Raw genomic sequence first — 18,870 nt, forward strand, 5'->3', positions numbered from 1 at the left:
GCCGGACGAACTCCCACTCGGCATCGGACAGTTCATGGCGACGAATCACACCACTATGATCCACCAGCGATGATCATTTGAAGACACTGCCTAGGAGGCCCTGCCCCTCGCGTAAGCGGGCCGAATAGGGCTGTCAGTCCGTGTTGATATAGGTACGCCATGACCGCCTCCCCGTGACTCCAACCGCCGCAGCGAGGCCGCCAAGGCCAAGCACACTGCCGCTATGCGGGCGGCCGGGTACGAGCCGCTTGAGCCCTATCCCGGGCTGCTCGTGATCATGCCTGCGGTGATCAGCCGCCTCGGTGAACGGTTTCGCTCTTTTCGCCGCCAGCAGCGCCGTACGGCCGCCGCCGCACACCTCGCTCTCATCGTCCTGGAAGACCAGCTGTAAGAAGCCCAGCGCATCAACGCCGAATACCGCCGCGCCGCCGAAGCGCCCGCCCCGCCCGCCGCGGGCCTGAGACGGTGTGCGCCCGCCGGCCACCGGCGGGCTGGTGATGTTCGACGTCGCCCCCGGGCCGGAAGGGTCCCCTGGCCGAGAACATCACTCCTGCCTGATCCGTCAGACCCTCCCGTCGGCGGAACCGGGGCACCGGACTCAAGGGAGTGCTGCTGCTCCGCGCGCCTGGGCTTGCGTGTCCCCGGAACGCCGGCCGACCTGTGGCCGGCTCTCTGAGGGTGGATGATGTGTACGTGAAGAGCCAGGCTGGTGGTGCTCGTCATGGTGGATCGCCGCGTTGGCTCGGGAGGGGTTCGTCGAAGGGACCATGCCGGTGAGCGATGGGCAGAGTGAGCTTCCTCGGCTTCTGACCGCGGCGGAGACGGCCGCGCCGGTGGAGGCCGTCGATGTCGTCGCGCGGGATCTGCAGCGGCGGTTCGAGGCCGTCGAGGTCTCCTTTCTCATCGTGGACCTGACGGGGAGGGCGGTGGCCCGGCTGTCCACCACCGCTGTGGGGGAGAGCGGCCAGGAAGCGGAACGGATTCCCTTGCTCGGCAGTGTGTACGAACATGTGATCCGTACCCAGCGGCTGTACCAGGAGGCGACCCGTCGCGGACACCGCGTGATCGCGCCGGTCACCAACCGGGGGGACGCGATCGGGCTCCTGGAACTCCTTTTGCCGGCCGGGCCCGGCGAGGACACTCTCACCGCGGTCGGGGAGGCCGCGCACGTCCTGGCCTACGTCGTGATCGCCAACGGCCGCTTCACCGATCTCTACACCTGGGGCAAGCGTTCCAGACCGCCCACCCTGGCCGCGGAGATCCAGTACCAGCTGCTTCCCCCGTCGCTGTCGTGCGAGGCGGCCCAGTTCACCCTGTGCGGGAGCCTCGAGCCCTCCGAAGACCTCAGCGGCGACACCTTCGACTACATCCTGGACCGCGACACCCTGCACGTGTCGGTGACCGACCCCATGGGACACGACATCGACGCGGCCCTGGCCGCCACCGTGCTGATCGGCGCCTTGCGGGGCGCCCGACGCGCAGGGGCCGGCCTGGTGGAGCAGGCTCACCTGGCGGACCAGGCCCTGACCGACCACGGCCAGGGCCACGCCACGGGGCAGCTGCTGCGTATCAACCTCCATACCGGGCGGGCCCAGCTCGTCAACGCAGGCCACCCCTGGCCCCTGCGACTGCGCCAAGGAGTCGCGAAGGCGATCACCTGCGAGGTGGACCACCCCTTCGGACTGTCCGTACCCATGCCCCACCCATACCGCGCTCAGGACATCGACCTGCGCCCCGGCGACCGACTGCTCATGTTCACCGACGGAATGCTCGAGCGCCACGGAGAGAAAGTCGATCTTCTGGACCTGCTGGAGCGCACCCGGCCCCTGCACCCCCGCGAGACCGCTCTGGCAATGACTTCAGCGGTACGGGACGCGGCCGGCGGCCGACTCGAGGACGATGCCACCGTGGTGTGCCTTGACTGGCACGGTCCCCAGGAGACCCAGCGACACGTCAGCTCCGGGGCGGACACCCACCAAGCCTCGGCCGACCGCCCGAAGCCGTAGGCCCGGCCGTACCGGCCGCGAAAGCGAACGCCGCAGAACAGCGTGGTTGCCGACGGCCGACGCGGTCTTCTTCCGGATGTAGCCGCCCTCGATCCGCCCGGCCGCACAGGCTCTGCCCCGGCCTCCTCGCCTGCCGCTCGCCCTGGCCCGGACGCTGACCTGCAGTGCGGGCACGGTCGTCCCCCTGAACCGCTCCCGCGGAGAATCGCAGGCGCTCTCCGGCGCCTGCGGTTCGGGGCTGCCGGAGCTTCGGGCCCTCGATATCCCGACGGTGCGGGCAGTGGGTCCGGCCGTGATGCCGACCTCGAATTTCCCTCGGTGTCGCTCTTGGCCTCAGTTGCTTCTCGAAGTGAACCCGCTGGGGAAAACCGGCGGCTACGACGGGCTGGTCATGGCAGCGGGGCCGCCACGCCGTCCATGATCCGCTCCAGGCCGAAGTCCAGCGCGTCCCCGGCGTGTGGGGGTGAAGGCGCCTCTGCGATCGCTGACGTGAGAGCAGAAGGGGTTCCGCGTGGCGCGCCCCCGCCCGCACCCCACACGGAGAGGGTGATCTCCTTGACACCGCCAGGGACCGCCCAGCTCGCAGCGCCGTTGCCCCACTGCCGGCTGTGGCCGCTGCCGACGGCGTTGGCGGACAGGCACAGGACCGTGGCGGCCAACCCGGCGGGCTGGATGACGATCTTGTGCCTAACGGCTGCTTCTCTGTCGGGTCACCCCCATGTGACCGCAAAAGCCGCGTTACCTGCCTGGGGCGGCCGCCATCGGACCATCCCCGCAACCAGCCGAGACGTGGCGCCTGCCCAGCCGAATCGGCGGCAGGCCACCCGACCCTTGTTGATGGCGCCTCCACAGCGTGCCGACTGTCGGTGCTCGCGGACGCGGCCCCCGGAGTCGCCGGAACCACGATGGGGCAGCCGTCGCCCGCCAGGCGGCAAGCGCCATCGCGGCCTGCGGGTCCGTCGCGGCCACGTGGGAGGCCGCCCCGAGGGCCTGCGCGTGCGTCACCCGCTCCGGGTTGTCGGGGTAGGCGAACGAGGCGGGCGAGGATGCCGCTGCTCACCGTGCCGTCCGGGTCCCGACGTCCTGCGGCGCCACCGGATCGCGTAGCCGTCACGCGACCGGCGCCACCGAACCCGCCCGCTCGCGATCTCGCCACGCGGCCGTACGGCAGCGTCCGGAACAAAACGTACGCCAACCTGTTCTCCGTCTTGCGCGGTCAGTCCGAGACCGTTGGGCAGTGAGACGGGGCCCTGTCGCATCGTTTCGACGACCTCGACCGGCGCCTCGGCCGAGCCTCGATGTGTGCTCAGAGGACCCCCTCTACCCGATCCAGACCTCCGGCTGGGCCCGCACCTCCAACGGCACCATTGATCGGCGCGGTCCGCCACCAGTTCCGCGACAACCCCGGCGGCGGTTTCAGCGCGAAGCTCACCGTGGCCTCCCCTGCGACGCTGCCGCCGTGGATGTTCACCGAGCACCAGTGGCACCTGGCATGCGAGTTCTCGAACTGGGTGACCGGCTACATCACCTCCACCCAGACCTGATCGGACCACGAGGCAGACGATCAGTGACGAGGCCGTTTCTCCCTGCAGGGGAGCGGTCCGCAGGATGCCCGGATGATGGATCACTCCACCACCATGCCGTGTTGGCCTGCTCGGCGGGCACTTTCGCAGTGGGTACCCAGCGGGTCAAGCGGACCGAGACGAGGAAGGCTGACCGGACCCCTTGATCCGAACAAGATCAAGGGGCCCACGGCTCGTGTCTCATCCTCCCGGTGCGCGGGCGGTCCGTGCCCGACGCCCTCCGGCTGTCGGTGGTGCGTGGGAGGCTGACCGGTATGAACGGTTAGAAGCAGCTGCTGCGCGGTCGGATCTACGACCGCGACCGCGACCGCGACCACGACGACTCAGACCCGAGCCCGCGGCCGGACCGGACTGGCTTTGTTCGTGAGAACGGGTTCTGGCTCAACTTCCATGCTGCGTTCGCTCCGGCCGGCAGGTTGAGAATGTAGCCGCCGGTGTTGACGGTCCTCAGGGCTGATCGCCCTGGCTCCCGTTCAGCCAGGTGCCGATCCTCGGCAGTGCCTCAGGGCCGCTGTCGCGCTCCACCGACGCGGCGAGGTCGGCGATCGTGACGGCGGCCAGCGACGCGCGCCACGCAGCGTCGGCCGCTCCCATCGCCCGGGCGATGGGGCACTGCTTGGTGCACTGCTCCGGCGGCGTACCCAGCGGTCCGCGCTGACGGATCTCGGTGCAGACGAACGCGGGGCTCGCTCCGTCGACCGCCTGCACCACGTCAAGCAGGGTGATGTCCTTGGCCTTTTTGGTGAGTACATAGCCGCCGGTCTTGCCCTGGATCGAGTGCACCAGGCCCGCGCGGGACAGTGCCTGCATCTGCTTGGCCATGTAGCTCGGTGAGACGTCATGCAGTGTGGCCAGCCGGGCAGCCGGCACCGGATCGCTGGCCGCGGTCAGCACCACGCAGCAGTGCAGCGCCCACTCCACGCCACCGGACAGCTTCATGTCTCCTCCATTTGACTCGGACACAGACTATCCGGGTATTATCTCGGACATAAGTTGTCCGAGTTTGCGGGGCGCTCGGCCCACGAAGGAAGGCACACCATGAAGATCACCGTCATCGGCACCGGACTCATCGGCTCCCAGCTCGCCACCGAGCTGACCGCACGAGGCCACGAGGTGACCGCAGCGTCCCTGTCCTCCGGCGTCGACCTGCTCACCGGGGCCGGCCTCGACAAGGCGCTCGCCGGGGCCGACGCCGTCGTCAACGTGACCAATTCCCCCACGTTCGACGAGCAGTCCATCGAGTTCTTCCGTGCCACGGTGGGCAATCTGCTCGCCGAGGGCGAGCGGGCCGGCGTGCGCCACCAGGTCGCTCTCTCCATCGTCGGCGTCGACCAGGTCGACGTACTGGACTACTACCGCGCCAAGACGCTCCAGGAGGAACTTCTGCGCGGCGGCCCGACGCCGTACTCGATCGTGCGCGCCACGCAGTTCTTCGAGTTCATGGAGCCGACGATGTCGTGGACCTCGGACGAGACCGCAGTGCGCCTGCCCGCAACGCCGCTCCAGCCGATCGCCAGCGCCGATGTCGTCGACGCCCTCGCAGACGTGGCCACCGGCACACCGCTCAACGGGATCCTCGACATCGCGGGCCCCGACAAGTTCACACTCGACGAGATCGGCCGAATGACGCTCGCCGCGCGAGGCGACCGGCGCTCCGTCATCGTCGACGACCAGGCGGGCCTGTTCGCCGCCGTCAACGGAGACGTCCTCACCCCCGGCCCCAGTGCCCGCCTGGCCCCCACCCGCTACCAGGACTGGCTCAACGGCTGACCACCAGCGAACGCGCGCCTCGATCAAGTACCCGGCCAGGTCTTGGCGGTTTTCGAGGGCGTGCGGGCGCAGGACGGCGACGGCCTCCTCGGTGCGTCCTGCGCCGGCGAGCAGCTCGGCAATGTGTGGTGCCGCGTGCGAGGTTGTGCCCTCGGGATGGGCGAGGGCCTGTGTGATCGCTTCGTCGACGCCGTCGCGGGCGGCGATCAGCGGCAGCCGTATCCAGTACAGGTCCCACTCCTCCTCGCCGCCGCGGGCGGCAGCGAGGGCGTCAAGGTGTGCCAGGCCTTCCTGGGGGCGGCCCTGGCCGAGGCACAGCTCGGCGAGGGTATGGAGGATCCAGTCGTCCCCGTTGCGGGCGTCGGCCTGGACGCGCATGACCACGATCGCTTCGTCGACCCGGCCGTGCCGGGCAAGGAGCTGCGCGAGCTGGCCAGCCGAGTCCGGGTCGTGGGCCATGCGTCGGTCGGCCCCTCGACGTCGCCGCGTTCCTCCAGCAGCACCGCGAGCCGTCGCGCGGCGAGCAGCACGATCGCCGTGTCACGATCGAGGCCTCGGCAGCACCACGGAAAGTCGGAGCACCGGTGTTCGGTCCGGGCGGCGAGCAGCGCGGCGGCTTCCTCGTCACGGCCGGCGGCCGCGATGTCAACCAGTGCCACGGCGAGGGAACGCTCGCCGATGTGCGGGCTCAGCAGGGTGAACGCCTCCTCGGCGCGGCCGTGCCGGGCGAGTAGGCGGGTGTAGGACTCCAGCGCCATCGGATGTCCTGCCTCCTCTCGATGGCCTCGTCGATGCGGCCCCAGCCCTCCAGCAGCTCGGCGGCGGCTTCGACGGCCGTCCACCAGCCGGTTTCCAGGTACGGGGCGAGTACCTCCAACGCGTCGGCCTGGCGCCCCTGCTTACCCAGCAACCGGGCCCACGCCAGCGCGCAGAACCACTCCCCGCGTCCGGCCTGCAGTTCCACCATGTCGACGTGGCCGCGTTCAAGCAGCCGCGAGACCAGCTCCGGCGGGATGCAGCCGGACCGCGTCCGAGCCCGGTAGTCAAGCTCAGTAGCGTCCACGGCCACGCACGATAGCGCTCGCCCTGACATCACCACCTGCTGCGCGCCCACCTCGCCACCGGCGCCGACCCGGCCGCACTCACCCGCGACACCCACTCGCTGGCGTGAAGATGGGCTCCTGGCTCCGCCGCCAATTAGCCACCTGGCCGTCCCTGGCCCAAGGCCAGCAGCGGCTGATGGCGACCCTCGGCCTCATCCCGGACACCAGCCCGCTCAGCCCCGCCCGCCGCACCTTCGAGGAGACCGTCCGGCTCCTGGGGCTCTTCCTCCACCGCGGAGGCTGCGCCCCCACCGCCCGCGACACCATCCGAGCCGGCGGGGAGACCAGCAAGATCGGTGCCTGGCTCGCCAAAGCGCGCGCCAAGCGCCGCTCAGGCCAGCTCCCCGACGGCCACGTCCGCCTGCTCGCCGCGCTCTTCGACGGCGACAGCGTGACCGAGGCCGCCGTCCTGGCCTGAATGCCCCGCCCGGGCAAGGGGGAGTGATCGCCGGGCCCGTATGCTGCGCCGGCCCGGCGAATCGCCCGCTGAAGGGAACCCTCATCGTGTTCCAGCAGACTCCCGTCTACGACCGCCTCGTCACCGAACGCGGTGACGTCCCCGTCCAGGTCGGTGGTGAAGCCGATCGGATCCACCGCCAGCTGGCCCGGGTACTGCCCCAGACGTCTACCTCTCAACCGAGCGCCCCGCAGGGCGTGTTCGAGCCGAAGCTGCCGCCTGGCGCTCCATAGGGCTCTACGTTGCAGTATGCGGAACCCTCGGCCGGAACGACCGCGCAGAGCATGGGCCGCTGCTCCTTGCCGGTCGGCGACGGCAAGATGGTGCCCTGGTACCAGGCGTTGCTGTCGGGCCCGGCAAGGGCGATGCCGAAGGCTCCTCGGTCGATCCCGTCAGTGCCGTCCGAGCAGGTCTTCTGCGCCTGGACGACCGTGCCTTCGGTCGCGGTGGCCACCGTGTAGTACGTCGGCATGAACCGGACATCCAGTGGGCCGGCCCAGCCATCGAGCTTCAGCTCCAGCGGTTTGACGGACTTCTCGCAGATCTCTTGGAAGAAGATTGCGGCGGGTCGCCTGGCGCCCATGGCACTGTGGAGAGCGGCCGAGACGTCGTCCGCAACGGTCGCGGGCGGGGCGTACTCGAGATCGCAGTCGGGGTCGGGGTTGTTGTTGGCGCAGACGTTCCACGAGACGACGTCGCGCTCCTTGGGGGCCTGGGCGGTGGGCGCTGGCATGTTCGCGGTGATGGCCAGGGGCTTCAGCCTGAAGCGCTCCCAGGATCCGGTGGTCGTTCCGCGGGTACGCAGCAGGAATCCGCTCGGGCTGTCCTCCGCCGTGACGTAGTTGCCCGTGGCCTCCGAGCGGAAACTGACCGTCGTCCCGAACTTCCCCACGGCCGCGACGTAGTCGGTGTGCAGGGTGAGCAGCTCCCACCCATTTGCCTCGGTGGCCTCCGGATTGGCCCTGAGCTTCGTGTCACCGTTCGGCCCGGCGTACACGGTCACGTAGTGACCGTTGACCTTCACCGCCCACCGCTGCCCGGCCGACGAGGGGGGCACCGCCGTTGTGGCGCCGGCCGGCGGCGCGGCCAGCGCCACAACGGCGCCCGGCAGCGGTGAGCACGGCCGCCATTACGAACCGTATTCGCTTCAGCATGCCTGTTTCCTCATGAGTGCTCCGCTCTCATGTGCGGATTTGAACGAGGTGCAGTCAAGCATGATCGACAACCTGATCGAGGTGGACGACGGCACCTTTCCGACAGCCGGCCACCTTGCCGCATACGCGGGACTCGCCCCGGAACCCCGGAGCTCAGGCTCCTCGATCCGCAGAGAACAACCGCCCAGGAGAGAAGCAAACAGCTCAAACGGACCTTACTCATCTCCGCGTTCACCGCTCCGGGAGAGCCGGCATCGAGCGGTTGGGGAAGCATCGGGTGCGGTGCTGCGGGAGTGGCTGGCTGACAGCTGCGGGACGCGGAGCGGACGGTCCGAGGCTCCCGAGTGGTCTCTGAGAGGACGTCAAGTCCTCTTCAGGATGGAGCTTTGTAGCGCGTGGCAATCGCGGCGGCGCGGTTGTGCAGGGAGGTGCGGAGCGATTGCGGGGCCAGGGCTTCGGCGTCCGTGCTGAGCTGCCACAGTGCCCATTCGGCGTGCCATGCGTCCTGGAAGGTCACCTCCAGCCGGAGCCATCCGTCTGCTTCGGGTTGTTCCGTGCGGACGGCCAGCGCGGTGTCCAGGAGGTCTTCCCGTCGTGCGGGCTTCACCCGTACCCGTACGGTGATGTGGCCGTCGGAGAGGAACCGCGCGGCCCGTTCCCGCCAGATGCGGTCGAGGTCGACCCGGTTGGGTCTCTGCGCAGGTTCGGGGAGTTCCTCGGCGGCCAGCACCCGCGACAGCCGGTAGGTCCGGTCCGCGCCGGATCTCGTGGCCAGCAGGTAGACCCGGTCTCGTACGGTGACCAGGCCGATCGGGTCCACTGTGCGCCACTGCGGGCTCTGGTTGGTGGCCGCGTAGTGGATGCGCAGCTTGTGTCCGGCGAGCACTGCCCGCCGGACCTCGATCATTGTGGTGGTGTCGGGTGCGTCCTCGGTGACCAAACGGCGTGAGAGCAGGTCCGTCTCCGGATCGACGAGAAGTCGCTGGGCCGCGTCGCTCGCCGTGGCCCGGTGGCTTGAGGGCAGCGCGTCGATCACCTTGCGCAGGGCCGAGGCGTGCGCCGGGCCGAGGCCGAGTACCCGCTCGCCCTGCCCTGATCCGGCGGTCAGCAGGGCGAGGGCCTCGTCGTGGTTGAGACCGGTGAGTTCGGTCCGGAAGCCGGGCGACAGCGCGAAACCGCCGTGCCGGCCGCGTTCGGCGTAGACCGGGACGCCGGCCGTGGACAGCGCCTCGATGTCGCGCAGCACGGTGCGGGTGGATACCTCCAGCTCGCGGGCCAGCGTGTCCGCGGTCAGCCGGCCGCGCTGTCGCAGAAGCAGGACCAGTGAGACCAGCCGGTCGGCGCGCATGCGAGGACTTTATCGAAATACATGACTAAGGGTGTCGTGATTCGTTGCGAGGCTCTTCACACGACGTCGAGGCCGTCGGCTACCGAGCCGTTGGGCGGCGTACGGGCGTATTCGCGGTCAATTGAATGGAGCTGACGTGGCAATGGAACGAACGGCTGTCAACCCGGTGACGTGGTCCGCGGAGCTGGGCTTCAACCAGGGTGAGGTCGTCTCCGGGCAGACCCGGACCCTGTACATCTCGGGGCAGACCGCGATGAGCGCCGAGGGCAAGCCCGACCATGATGGTGACATGGCGGCGCAGTTGGCGCTGAGCCTGGACAACCTGGAGGCCGTGCTCGCAGGGGCTGGCATGACTCTCGCGAGCCTCGTCCGACTGGGTGTCTACACGACCGACGTCGATCTGCTCTTCCAGCACTACGGCGTGCTGGCGGCACGTTTGGGCGCCGTCGGGGTGGCGCCGACCACCACGATGCTCGGGGTGACGCGACTGGCGATCCCCGGCCAGATGGTCGAGATCGAGGGGATCGCCGTCGTCTGACCTGACCTCGCCTCCTGTGCTGCTCGTGCCAGTCGAACCGGCCCGAGCAGCACAGGCTCAGCCAAAAGATGACACCGATCTGAGCCCGGTCTAATGAAGAGCCTGGCAGGAGTTGCCCGGCGAACGTACGCCTCGCGGTGCGCTCCGGACTCGCCGCCCGCGATCACTCAGTGGGATGCCGTCCAGGCGCAGGCCGTCGAGCGTTGGCTCCGTTGCCCAGCCGGCGTCAGCCGGTCCCCTAGAAGAAGCCCCCGCAGTCGGCAAGGCCGTGTCCGGGACGCGCCGGCCCGGCTTGTCGAGTCACCTGGCGGACCGCGGAGGGCTTGCTTCGGCGAAAGGACAGGGCCGGACTGACGATAGTCGCGTCCGCACTGGCAGTCGCCAACGACAATCATGCCGATTGGATCCACACCGCAGTGGTCGATGTCTTCAGCATCTTCTCGGAGGACCTGGACGAGGCGCTACGGCTCTGCGAGGAGATGTCGGGCGACGCCGACGCTCGTGTTGCTCGGGGGGGCCAGCCGACTGCACGAGGGGCTGGCAGTGATCGATCCCGTTCTTCGCCCCGCATAGCAGGGGGCGATCGCTGTTGTCAGGGTGCAGATCATCAACGGCAGGGGCAGCGCGGGCACGTTGTCGGCGATCATGTACGGAGCCCGATCGTGAGAGCTGCCGGTGGCGGTGCCGAGGAAGATGTAGCCGCGCTTGTCGTAGCGAGTGGCGACCGCCCGGGACTGCTTCAGGCGGTTGATCGCTCGACGGTGTTGCGCTTCTTGTAGCGGTCCTCGTCGAAGCCGGGCGGCGGTCCACCGCGTGCGACTTTGCGCAGGCGGGCCGCCTGGCTGTCGGTCTTCTCCGGGATGGTGCGGCGGATTCCTCGCCGTCGCAGGTACTCGTGGACGGGGCCGTTGCCGTAGGCCTGTCGGCCGCGAGGCTGTCGGGCTCCTTGCGTGGCCTGCCCAGGCCCGGTCTATGTACTCGGATCTCCAGGACCGGCTTGAACTGGGTGCAATCTGCTCGCTGACCTGGTGTGACGATCAAGGACAACGGGCGGTAGCGGCCGTCCGCGCTCGGATGGAGCTTGCTGGTGAACCCGCCCCGCGAGCGGCCCAGGCCCTCACCTCCCGCACCACCTCCACCAGGCGGGCGACCAGGCTCTGCCACGGCATCTCGCCCTGGTGTTGGGCCTGTTGCGAAGGTGGCTGAGGAGGCGATCCCGCACATCCCCGTCGTTACCCTGGGTGCGACCGCGATGCAGGGGGCAGTGGTGGGAAGAAAGGTGCGTCGGGCTGCGGGAACGCTGACCTTCACGGATTTGCTCCGGCATCCGGGGCGTCTCATCGAGCAGTTCCCGGGAGCCGCTCGGCTTCGCGCCGAGGCGGACGTCGCAGCGTTGAACGCGGGAGAGGCTCGCGAGGTCTCCGCGTTCGCCCGTGACGGCCATCGTTTCCGGCCGGGGTCGTTGATTCTGGACCCTGCCGCGGCATCGCCAGTGGTGTGGCAGCCGTTTCGAGTGCTCGGCGGGACTGGCGAAGGAGTCGCCTTGATTGCTCCGTTCCATGTCCATGGGGCGGGCCCGGTCGCCGGCCCGGGAAGTGAGGCGGTCGACAAGGGACTGTTCCGCCTGCTGTCCCTGCAAGCAGCGGATCGCTACTGGGAACTCGCTGTTCCCACTACGGACGTTGCTTTGGTCCGTGCCGCGCTGCGCGCGGATGGCAGCGGACGGTAGCCAGAGCGCCGCCGCCGACGCTACAGGGGCTCGGGTGGTGACGATCCCTGCCGGACGGAGTTTCCCGACCACGGCGGTGTGGGCGGAGACCAGTGGGCGGGTTGGTAGCGGGCGAGCATCGACAGCGTGTACAGAACCGCCCACCACGCCATCAGCGGGTGGAGTTCACGCGGCAGGCCCGCGACGGCGGGGAGGAAGTAGCGCTGCCCGGAGTACTTCCGGGTCATCGCGGACAGGCGCTCCAGGCGCTCCTCTCGGGTGCCTGCTTCCGCGCGCATCTTCCAGTGCATGGACAGCCAGTCGGCATTCGGATGGTGCCGCTCGAAGTCAGGTCCGGCATCGGCTCCTGCCCGGCGACAGGCGAAGTCGTCATACCCGGCGGCGCCGGGGTGCCTCTGCAGGAATGCATCTTGTTCCCCTTCGTAAGGCCCCGGGTCTCCGCACCCGAGGCCTTGCGGATGTCCCCCCGTCGTGCGCAAGATCCGCTCATGCTCGGAGGATTGATCAAGGGAGACAACGCCTTCGTCCCGACGGCGGCACTGCGCGTCGCCGTCCGGAACGGCGTCGACGTCGCGGCGCTGCTCGTGACGGAACAGGGCAGGGTCCGGGGAGACGCCGACATTGTGTTCGGCGGCGCTCCGGCGCACCCCTCCGGCGCGGTACGGCTGTCCGCCGGCGAGGACGGCACGGTGTGGCTGGAGACAGGCCTCACCACGATCGAGGAGGAGATCACCCGCGTCCTCGTCGTCGCGTCGACGGAGGAGGGCGCGCTGCGGGACGTGCGCGGACTGTCCGTGGAGGTCTTCGGGCCGGATGGTGCGACGGTCGTGGGATACGAGGTGACCGACGCGGGCGGTGAGACGGCGATGGTCCTCGCGGAGCTGTACCGCCGGTCCGGCGGCTGGAAGTTCCGCGCGGTCGGTCAGGGGTACGTGGACGGGCTGACGGGCCTTGCGGTGGACCACGGGGTGGACGTGGACGAGGATCCACAGGAGGTCCTGGAACGGATCGCGACGCCCGCCCCGGCCGCCACCCCGCCCGCCCTGGCCGGGGCCGAGGCCCAAGCCCCGTTCGCCGCCCCGGCCGAGGCCCCGGCTCAGGGCCTGCGCCTCACCCGGGACCAGATCCTTGACATGACCCCGGAGCAGATCCGGGCCCTGGCCCAGAAGCAGGCCAGAGCCGAGGCACCGGACCATGTGCCCCTGACGGCGTCCTCCACGCCCGCGCCGAAGCCCGACCCATCGGCCTGGACGTGCGGGCCCGTCTTCAAGCCGCGCACCGTCACCGGCCGGGACAACGACGTGATCACCGTGAAGGATCTCCCGCACGGCCCCGTCATGGTCGAACTGACCCTGAAGGGTGACGGTTACACGGGTCTGTGGCCCCTCGACGAGTCCAACGCCAAGGGGCGATATCTCGTCAGCACCACGGAGAGGGACTTCCGGGGACGGGTGATCACCTCCGTCCCCGAGCAGGGGCGGCTGCGCCTGCGGCTGGAGGCGAGCGGCTCCTGGCAGGTACGGATCCTGCCGCTGGCGGAGGCCCGACGCCTGTCGAAGGACCGGCTGGAGAGCTGGGGCCCCGACGTCCTGCTGCACACCGGAGGTACGGCCGACGTCACCTTCCACTACAAGGGCGACAGCAATTTCATCGGCCATCTCTACAGACTGGCGGGGCACACGGACCCCACCACGCTTCCGAAGCCCGGAGGGTCCGTTGTCAGCGAGATCGGCGCGCGCAGGGAGACCTTGCCACTGCCCGAGGGCCCGCTCCTCGTCTATCTGTCCGCGGCCGACGGCCCCTGGGACGCGCGTCTGAAGGACGTGCAGCCCCACAGCAGCGGCCAGGACGCCGACGGCCCGGTGAAGATGCCCGAGCCCCGCAGGGCACTGGGATGGCTGCGCCGAGCGAGGCACTGAGGGGCGCTGATCGGACAGGCCCTACGGGGACAGCGCCCGGACGCTGCTCCCTTTCCGCCTCCGTGCGGGTTCAGTCCGGGGCGGCCTGCTCCGCCAGCGCGGCGAGCGGCAGCGCCGGCCTTCTTCCACCGCGCGCAGCTGGCCCAGCAACGAGTACGAGAACCGCATCAGCACCCTCGCACCGGTCGGACTGGCCGTGACGGTTTGTCTCGCGATCATCGAGACCGGCACCGAGTCATACCGCTTCGCCCACACCAAGGCCCAGTGGCCCAACAGCAGCTCACGGCGGTCTGAGCCAGATTCGCCGGCCTTAGCCGTTCGGGGCCTCGAACGTATTCACCTCGGACCGGAAGGTGCTCTGACCGGGCTGAGCAGGGTTGATCAGTACCACGAAGTCCGTCAGGGCTCCCGGAACTGGCCGCCCGTCCTTGTCCTGGCTGCCTGCTTCAGCCTGCCAGTCGATCAAGTGGACGACCACGGCACAGCGGCCCTCGGGCACGGGGTGCTCGATCACGCCATCCGAGGCATCTCCGCTGACGTCTTCGATGCCACCCACAAGCGCGCGACCGCGGGAGACGAACAGGTAGGACTGGGAAGCGACCAGCTGATGGGCTGTCTCCCGCTCGGTCAACAGGGCCGGCGCGGCTGCAGTGCCCGCACGTACCACAACACCGAACGCGCCGTCTCCGCCGACGTTGAGCGGAACGAGAGCACCCGCCTGGATGTGGCGGACGATGTCCTCGTCCTCCAGGAGTTCGTCCTCCCAGGTGTCGTAGTCGACGACGGCTTCGAACCGCTGCGGATCCCACAAGACGAGCATTCCGGCGGCCGTGGCCACCGTCGCCGGACCCTCATCAAGGGGCTGCTGAGCAGTCACTCGCTCCTCCGGTCGTCTCGCTCGCTGCATCGAATCAGCTGATCCTCCCAGCAAGGGACGACGACCTCCCTGGCGGGGCCGCGTCACGGCAACACGGTGGGGCCACTTCAACCTGTCACCACCACCGAAGCCGGGCCTCCGGGGCCGCTTCGGGCATTGGTCGCCCGGACATGACCTAGCCCTCCCAGTAGACGTAGCCGTCGGGGCGGACCAGCATCGCGGTTCGGCGGGCCGGGTCGGCCCAGGTGGCGGTGGTGACCGCGCCGGGGGCCTTAGGCGCGGCGGGCGCGTTGGCGCCTTGGGGGGTGACGAGGACGAACGAGCCGTCGCGGAGCAGTTCGTAGAGCCGGCCGCGGTCGAGCGCCGCGTCGGGCGCGCGGTGGCCTCCGGTGCGGTGCGCGGCGGGGCCGGTTCCGTACGCGATGCCGATGCCGCTGATCATGCCCGCCGCCTTGTCCGAAGCCGGGCGTATCGCGCCGATCAGGCTCGTCGCGACGGCGCGGAACGCGCGCTGCAGCGGGGTGTGGGCCATCGCGAGCCGGACGGCGGCACCGCTGCTGCGCAGCACTGTCGCGCCGACGGGGTGGCGCTCGGACTGGTAGCTGTCGAGGAGCGCGTCGGGTTCGGATGCGTCGCCGCGCAGGACGGCGGTGAGCTTCCAGGAGAGGTTGGCGGCGTCCTGGAGGCCGGTGTTCATGCCCTGGCCGCCGGCGGGGGAGTGGACATGGGCGGCGTCGCCGGCGAGGAAGACGCGGCCGGAGCGGTAGGCGGGGGCCTGGCGTTCGTCGCTGTGGAAGCGGGAGATCCAGCGGGCGTCGTGCATGCCGTAGTCGGTGCCGAGGGCGCGGCGGGCGATCTCGCGGACCTCGTCGAGGTCGACGGGCTCGTTGTCGGGGACCTGGCGGGAGCGGTTCCAGCCCATGACGCGGTACCAGCCGTCGCCGAACGGGGCGATGAAGGCGAAGGCGTCCCCGACACCGTTCACGGTGAGCAACTCCTCGGGCTCCTCGGCCAGCTTGACGTCGGCAAGGACCATGGAGCGGATGACCGAGACGCCGGGGAAAGGCAGTCCGAGGGCGGTGCGAACGGCGCTGCGGATGCCGTCGGCACCGACGAGGTACCGGGCGGTGAGGGTGCCGGGCCCGCCGTCGGGGTCGGTGATCTCGGCGGTGACCATGTCGGTGTCCTGGCGCAGTCCGCTGAGTTCCGTGCCATAGCGGAAGTCGACCCCGGCGGCCATGGCCCGGCGCTCCAGGAGGCGCTCCACCTCATACTGCGGAGTGATGAGCAGGTACGGGTAGCGGGAGGGCAGCCGACCCAGGTCGAGGGTGAGCCGGTTGAACAGCCGCAGCCGCGTGCGCGGGGTGCCCTTGTCGACCAGTTCGTCGGCGAGGCTGCGGGCGTCGAGGACTTCGAGGGTGCGGGCGTGGACGCCGAAGGCCCGGGTCATGTTGCTGATGCCGCGCGGGCGGCGCTCGAGGAGGGTGACCCGCACGCCGGCGGCGGCGAGGTCGCCGGCGAGCAGGAGGCCGGTGGGGCCGGAACCCACGACCAGAACGTCCGTGTCGGTCTTCGTGTGCTGCACGACTGCCTCCCCGGGGTGGCCGACTGCTGTCGGTCCGCTGTGGTGTGCCAACGATTGTTGGTCAACGCTTGTTGGCAACTGTAGGCCCGACCGGATTGGCATGTCAACACCCGTTGGCCTACGGTCGTTGACATGATGACTGTTCCACGACGTTCCGATGCCACCCGTGCCGCGATCCTGGGGGCCGCACGCGAGCGATTCGCCGCCGACGGCTACGAGCGCGCCACCATCCGGGCCATCGCCCGCGACGCGGGGATCGATCCGTCGATGGTCATGCGCTACTTCGGCAACAAGGAGGGGCTGTTCGCGGCCGCCTCCGCCTCCGCCTTCGACCTGCGGCTGCCCGAGGTGGGCACGCTGCCCGCGCGGCACATCGGGGCCGTCCTCGTGACCCACTTCCTCGACCGCTGGGAGCGGGACGACGTGCTCACCGCGCTGCTGCGCGTCGGCGTCACCAACGCGGCGGGCGCGGAGCGCATGCAGGCGATCTTCAGGGAGCAGCTGGGCCCGATCGCGGCAGGCGTCTGCCCCGACCCGGCCGAGGCCCCGGCCCGCGCCGCGCTCGCCGCCTCCCAGATCCTGGGCATGGCGCTCGCCCGCTACGTCCTGCGGCTGCCGCCCGCCGCGGCGATGTCCCGCGAGCAGGTCGTCGCCTGGCTGGGGCCCACGGTGCAGCGGTATCTGACGGCGGAGGCACCGTAGGGCTCCTGTGCCGGAGCGGCTCCCGTGCCGCGGGACAGCTCGGCGGCCACCGGCACTTCCCCGCGGCGGTGAGCGGCGGGGCCGTTACCGTACGCCGGTGATCAGCCGCCGGGCCGGCCCCGGTGCCCTCGCGGATTCGGTCCTGTTCCTGGACGGGCACGGTGACGGCCACGGATACCGGCGCCACGACTACCCAGGCTCCCCCGTCGTCTGACCCGCTGGAACCGGCCGGGCGGGGCGGGTCACCCGCGGCCGGGGTGCCAGTCGGCAGGGCCGCCCCCGCGCCAAATGATGTCCCCGCCGCTTGCGGTGACGTCGTCGAGGTCGAGGCCGGCCCGGCGCAGGAATTCGATGACGTTGGTGGGGCTGTAGGCGCGGCCGAGGCTGATTCCGTTGACGCGCACGCGGCGCTCTCCCTGCGCGTCGGGCGGGTGGATGCTATTCGTCGAAGCGCCGCCAGGGGAAGTCGTATGCCCGCAGGGGAGCAAGGGCCTCACGGTGGCGCGCTCCGAAACCGATGACCGCTTCAGTCTCGTCGGCGCTGATGCTGGCCAGCAGTCCAGGGGCTGCGTAGAACAGGTCGCCTTCATAGGTGGGCATGTAAGGGCTGAGGGGGACTGGGCGTAGGAAGCTCCACAGCGGTTCGAGGCGCTCGACGGGCATGACGAAGGTCCAGGCTCTGAAGGGCGCGATGCCGCACGCTTGGTTGAGGGTGAACTGGAGGAGGAAGCGGCTGAGGGGTTCCGCTTCGAGGGTCGTCTCCGGGTCGTCGTCGGAGTGCGGGTCCTCGGTGAGCCAGACAGGAGGGTCGGTCTCGCCCGGGCCGGCCTGAGGAGGCCAGGGGATGGACCAGTCCCAGCACCCCTGGTTCTCCACCGCGAAGACAAGTTGACCGCCGTGCGGCCTTGTGACGTGCTGGGGGCGCAGGAACATCGGGTGGCAGAAGCGGTAGAGGGCAGGGCGCACGCGGGCCAGTCGGTGGAAGGCGGCCAGTGCCGGTGGCAGAAGGGCGAGGACGTCGTCCGTGGGTGCATCGAGGTTCGGCGGCGCTTCCTCGACCGGGTACCACCCCAGGACCAGCATCTCCAACGCACGTACGGGGTCCGTGTCAACGTGGTCGATCCAGTCGACGGACAGCGGCGGCCCCTCGGGGGACGCGTCTGGGCACGGCGCGGTTTGGGACGCCGAGGTGAATGCCTTCCAGACCGCGTCGGCCCAGTCCGCGTCCGTGCCGTTGCCGAAAAGACCGGCCTCCGGGGTACCCATGGCGCCCTCCCTGCGTTCGTGCGTTCGTTCGGATCCTGGCATGAGGTGCTGACAACACTCACGGGCCAAGCGGGACGGCAGCCGAAGATCCTCCGCGACTGCCGTCTCAACGAAGAGGACGCTCACCACGCCATGCCCGGCATCGCCTACACGCAGAACTTCGCCCTGACCGGATAACGACGACCACACGCACCGCGACCGTCCCTGCCGTGACGCAGATCATTACGGGGCAACCCGTAGGTGTTGTTGAAGGCCCAGGGCCCTGCTGGTTGGTGATGGGCTCCGCCCAGCCTTCTCCGCCTGCTTGAATGCGAGAGTGATCGAACTAACGATTGGTGTGGTCGCCGCGGTACTCGTTGGATGGCTCATGCGTCGGAAGCGGCAGCAGAGGTCGACCGCGATAGCCGCCGGGGAGCCGACCGGGGTGCCTTGCATGCTCAAGTGGTCCGCTCAGGGCTCTAACTGGAGGGCGGGACGCCTGCTGATCGGCGATGGTCCCCTCGTCTGGAAGCCATCCTTTGGCAAGCAGGAAGCCGTTCTGCCGGCCGATCTGTGTCAGGCCGAGGTGCGCTCGCCCTCACTGCGTGAGGCGGTGGCGGTCAACCCAGCCTCCCGGATCGTGGAATGCGATTCATCCGACGGGCAAGTCCTGATCGCGGTCATGCCGCCGGAACTGGACCACGTGATCAAGGCTCTGGAGAGCGCGTAGCCTGCCGATCATGCCTTCGGCGGAGGGATTAGGCCGTGTCTCTTTGATGGGTTGATCAGTTGATCGGATGTGTCTGTCCGGTTAGTGATCACTGATGCGATGTGGGACCGGATCGAGCCGCTGA

20 protein-coding genes and 1 pseudogene are annotated in these 18,870 nt (G+C 69.6%); 11 read left to right on the forward strand and 10 right to left on the reverse strand.

The genetic code is table 11. The features are described 5' to 3' along the window. Positions 1-767: 767 nt before the first annotated feature. Entirely contained in the window at positions 768-2,006 is a 1,239-nt protein-coding gene (locus ACZ4VW_RS32140) for a PP2C family protein-serine/threonine phosphatase (RefSeq protein ID WP_467968618.1), read from the forward strand. A gap of 389 nt (positions 2,007-2,395) precedes the next feature. On the opposite strand, the gene ACZ4VW_RS32145 is transcribed toward ACZ4VW_RS32140, so the two are convergent. Then, positions 2,396-2,665 carry a hypothetical protein gene (locus tag ACZ4VW_RS32145; RefSeq protein WP_467968619.1) on the reverse strand — a complete coding sequence of 90 codons (270 nt, stop codon included), beginning with the start codon at positions 2,663-2,665 and terminating at the stop codon, positions 2,396-2,398. Positions 2,666-3,373: 708 nt separating this feature from the next. Between ACZ4VW_RS32145 and ACZ4VW_RS32150 the strand changes: the two genes are divergently transcribed. After that, positions 3,374-3,550, forward strand: coding sequence for a hypothetical protein (locus ACZ4VW_RS32150; protein ID WP_467968621.1), 177 nt, complete (start codon positions 3,374-3,376; stop codon positions 3,548-3,550). A gap of 486 nt (positions 3,551-4,036) precedes the next feature. On the opposite strand, the gene ACZ4VW_RS32155 is transcribed toward ACZ4VW_RS32150, so the two are convergent. Beyond that, positions 4,037-4,528, reverse strand: a complete 492-nt coding sequence (locus tag ACZ4VW_RS32155; protein WP_467968623.1) for an RrF2 family transcriptional regulator — start codon at positions 4,526-4,528, stop codon at positions 4,037-4,039. A gap of 99 nt (positions 4,529-4,627) precedes the next feature. Here ACZ4VW_RS32155 and ACZ4VW_RS32160 point away from each other — a divergent pair, with 99 nt between their 5' ends. Continuing rightward, positions 4,628-5,359, forward strand: coding sequence for an SDR family oxidoreductase (locus ACZ4VW_RS32160; RefSeq protein WP_467968625.1), 732 nt, complete (start codon positions 4,628-4,630; stop codon positions 5,357-5,359). Between the two features lie 688 nt (positions 5,360-6,047). Here the strand turns inward: ACZ4VW_RS32160 and ACZ4VW_RS32165 are convergent. Further along, positions 6,048-6,422, reverse strand: a complete 375-nt coding sequence (locus ACZ4VW_RS32165; RefSeq protein ID WP_467968627.1) for a hypothetical protein — start codon at positions 6,420-6,422, stop codon at positions 6,048-6,050. A gap of 110 nt (positions 6,423-6,532) precedes the next feature. On the opposite strand from ACZ4VW_RS32165, the gene ACZ4VW_RS32170 reads away from it, so the two are divergent. After that, entirely contained in the window at positions 6,533-6,880 is a 348-nt protein-coding gene (locus ACZ4VW_RS32170; RefSeq protein WP_467968647.1) for a hypothetical protein, read from the forward strand. Positions 6,881-7,094: 214 nt separating this feature from the next. Here ACZ4VW_RS32170 and ACZ4VW_RS32175 read toward each other — a convergent pair whose 3' ends face one another. Continuing rightward, a complete protein-coding gene (locus tag ACZ4VW_RS32175; RefSeq protein ID WP_467968651.1) occupies positions 7,095-8,015 on the reverse strand; it encodes a fascin domain-containing protein in 921 nt (306 codons plus the stop codon). A gap of 130 nt (positions 8,016-8,145) precedes the next feature. On the opposite strand from ACZ4VW_RS32175, the pseudogene ACZ4VW_RS32180 reads away from it, so the two are divergent. After that, a pseudogene (locus ACZ4VW_RS32180) lies at positions 8,146-8,339 on the forward strand (transposase); the annotation flags it as partial. Positions 8,340-8,446: 107 nt separating this feature from the next. Here ACZ4VW_RS32180 and ACZ4VW_RS32185 read toward each other — a convergent pair. After that, positions 8,447-9,421: a helix-turn-helix transcriptional regulator gene (locus ACZ4VW_RS32185; RefSeq protein ID WP_467968628.1), complete on the reverse strand. Its 975-nt coding sequence runs from the start codon at positions 9,419-9,421 to the stop codon at positions 8,447-8,449. Between the two features lie 142 nt (positions 9,422-9,563). Here ACZ4VW_RS32185 and ACZ4VW_RS32190 point away from each other — a divergent pair, with 142 nt between their 5' ends. Continuing rightward, positions 9,564-9,959, forward strand: a complete 396-nt coding sequence (locus tag ACZ4VW_RS32190) for a RidA family protein (protein ID WP_467968630.1) — start codon at positions 9,564-9,566, stop codon at positions 9,957-9,959. A 1,198-nt stretch (positions 9,960-11,157) separates the two neighbouring features. Continuing rightward, positions 11,158-11,688, forward strand: coding sequence for a hypothetical protein (locus tag ACZ4VW_RS32195; protein ID WP_467968631.1), 531 nt, complete (start codon positions 11,158-11,160; stop codon positions 11,686-11,688). Between the two features lie 20 nt (positions 11,689-11,708). Here the strand turns inward: ACZ4VW_RS32195 and ACZ4VW_RS32200 are convergent, their stop codons facing one another. Next, positions 11,709-11,978: a YaaC family protein gene (locus tag ACZ4VW_RS32200; protein WP_467968633.1), complete on the reverse strand. Its 270-nt coding sequence runs from the start codon at positions 11,976-11,978 to the stop codon at positions 11,709-11,711. Positions 11,979-12,176: 198 nt separating this feature from the next. Between ACZ4VW_RS32200 and ACZ4VW_RS32205 the strand changes: the two genes are divergently transcribed. Further along, the gene (locus ACZ4VW_RS32205) at positions 12,177-13,607 is read left to right on the forward strand and encodes a TerD family protein (protein WP_467968635.1); all 1,431 of its coding nucleotides are present in this window, start codon (positions 12,177-12,179) and stop codon (positions 13,605-13,607) included. 310 nt (positions 13,608-13,917) lie between these two features. Here the strand turns inward: ACZ4VW_RS32205 and ACZ4VW_RS32210 are convergent, their stop codons facing one another. Continuing rightward, entirely contained in the window at positions 13,918-14,484 is a 567-nt protein-coding gene (locus ACZ4VW_RS32210) for a hypothetical protein (protein WP_467968637.1), read from the reverse strand. Between the two features lie 175 nt (positions 14,485-14,659). Then, on the reverse strand, positions 14,660-16,171 hold the full coding sequence (locus tag ACZ4VW_RS32215; protein WP_467968639.1) for an FAD-dependent monooxygenase: 1,512 nt from the start codon (positions 16,169-16,171) through the stop codon (positions 14,660-14,662). Positions 16,172-16,204: 33 nt separating this feature from the next. On the opposite strand from ACZ4VW_RS32215, the gene ACZ4VW_RS32220 reads away from it, so the two are divergent. Next, positions 16,205-16,771, forward strand: coding sequence for a TetR/AcrR family transcriptional regulator (locus ACZ4VW_RS32220; protein WP_467968649.1), 567 nt, complete (start codon positions 16,205-16,207; stop codon positions 16,769-16,771). Between the two features lie 242 nt (positions 16,772-17,013). Here ACZ4VW_RS32220 and ACZ4VW_RS32225 read toward each other — a convergent pair whose 3' ends face one another. Together ACZ4VW_RS32225 and ACZ4VW_RS32230 are read right to left on the reverse strand one after the other, a co-directional pair. Next, a complete protein-coding gene (locus ACZ4VW_RS32225; RefSeq protein ID WP_467968641.1) occupies positions 17,014-17,175 on the reverse strand; it encodes a hypothetical protein in 162 nt (53 codons plus the stop codon). A gap of 34 nt (positions 17,176-17,209) precedes the next feature. Then, positions 17,210-18,037 carry a hypothetical protein gene (locus tag ACZ4VW_RS32230; RefSeq protein WP_467968642.1) on the reverse strand — a complete coding sequence of 276 codons (828 nt, stop codon included), beginning with the start codon at positions 18,035-18,037 and terminating at the stop codon, positions 17,210-17,212. Positions 18,038-18,082: 45 nt separating this feature from the next. Between ACZ4VW_RS32230 and ACZ4VW_RS32235 the strand changes: the two genes are divergently transcribed. Both ACZ4VW_RS32235 and ACZ4VW_RS32240 read left to right on the forward strand, forming a co-directional pair. Continuing rightward, complete coding sequence (locus ACZ4VW_RS32235; protein ID WP_467968644.1) at positions 18,083-18,214, forward strand: hypothetical protein; 132 nt, start codon at positions 18,083-18,085, stop codon at positions 18,212-18,214. A 256-nt stretch (positions 18,215-18,470) separates the two neighbouring features. Continuing rightward, a complete protein-coding gene (locus ACZ4VW_RS32240; RefSeq protein WP_467968646.1) occupies positions 18,471-18,746 on the forward strand; it encodes a hypothetical protein in 276 nt (91 codons plus the stop codon). The last annotated feature ends 124 nt before the right edge of the window (positions 18,747-18,870 follow it).

It is taken from the genome of Streptomyces sp. NPDC029139 (assembly GCF_055564335.1).

Bases quoted from the DNA above. Each gene is read 5' to 3' on its own strand.
- ACZ4VW_RS32215 (WP_467968639.1), bottom strand. From the start codon at position 16,171: ATGCCAATCCGGTCGGGCCTACAGTTGCCAACAAGCGTTGACCAACAA.
- ACZ4VW_RS32170 (WP_467968647.1), top strand. From the start codon at position 6,533: ATGGGCTCCTGGCTCCGCCGCCAATTAGCCACCTGGCCGTCCCTGGCC.
- ACZ4VW_RS32205 (WP_467968635.1), top strand. From the start codon at position 12,177: ATGCTCGGAGGATTGATCAAGGGAGACAACGCCTTCGTCCCGACGGCG.
- ACZ4VW_RS32240 (WP_467968646.1), top strand. From the start codon at position 18,471: ATGCTCAAGTGGTCCGCTCAGGGCTCTAACTGGAGGGCGGGACGCCTG.
- ACZ4VW_RS32190 (WP_467968630.1), top strand. From the start codon at position 9,564: ATGGAACGAACGGCTGTCAACCCGGTGACGTGGTCCGCGGAGCTGGGC.
- ACZ4VW_RS32155 (WP_467968623.1), bottom strand. From the start codon at position 4,528: ATGAAGCTGTCCGGTGGCGTGGAGTGGGCGCTGCACTGCTGCGTGGTG.
- ACZ4VW_RS32140 (WP_467968618.1), top strand. From the start codon at position 768: ATGCCGGTGAGCGATGGGCAGAGTGAGCTTCCTCGGCTTCTGACCGCG.
- ACZ4VW_RS32220 (WP_467968649.1), top strand. From the start codon at position 16,205: ATGACTGTTCCACGACGTTCCGATGCCACCCGTGCCGCGATCCTGGGG.
- ACZ4VW_RS32230 (WP_467968642.1), bottom strand. From the start codon at position 18,037: ATGGGTACCCCGGAGGCCGGTCTTTTCGGCAACGGCACGGACGCGGAC.
- ACZ4VW_RS32185 (WP_467968628.1), bottom strand. From the start codon at position 9,421: ATGCGCGCCGACCGGCTGGTCTCACTGGTCCTGCTTCTGCGACAGCGC.
- ACZ4VW_RS32160 (WP_467968625.1), top strand. From the start codon at position 4,628: ATGAAGATCACCGTCATCGGCACCGGACTCATCGGCTCCCAGCTCGCC.
- ACZ4VW_RS32200 (WP_467968633.1), bottom strand. From the start codon at position 11,978: ATGCACTGGAAGATGCGCGCGGAAGCAGGCACCCGAGAGGAGCGCCTG.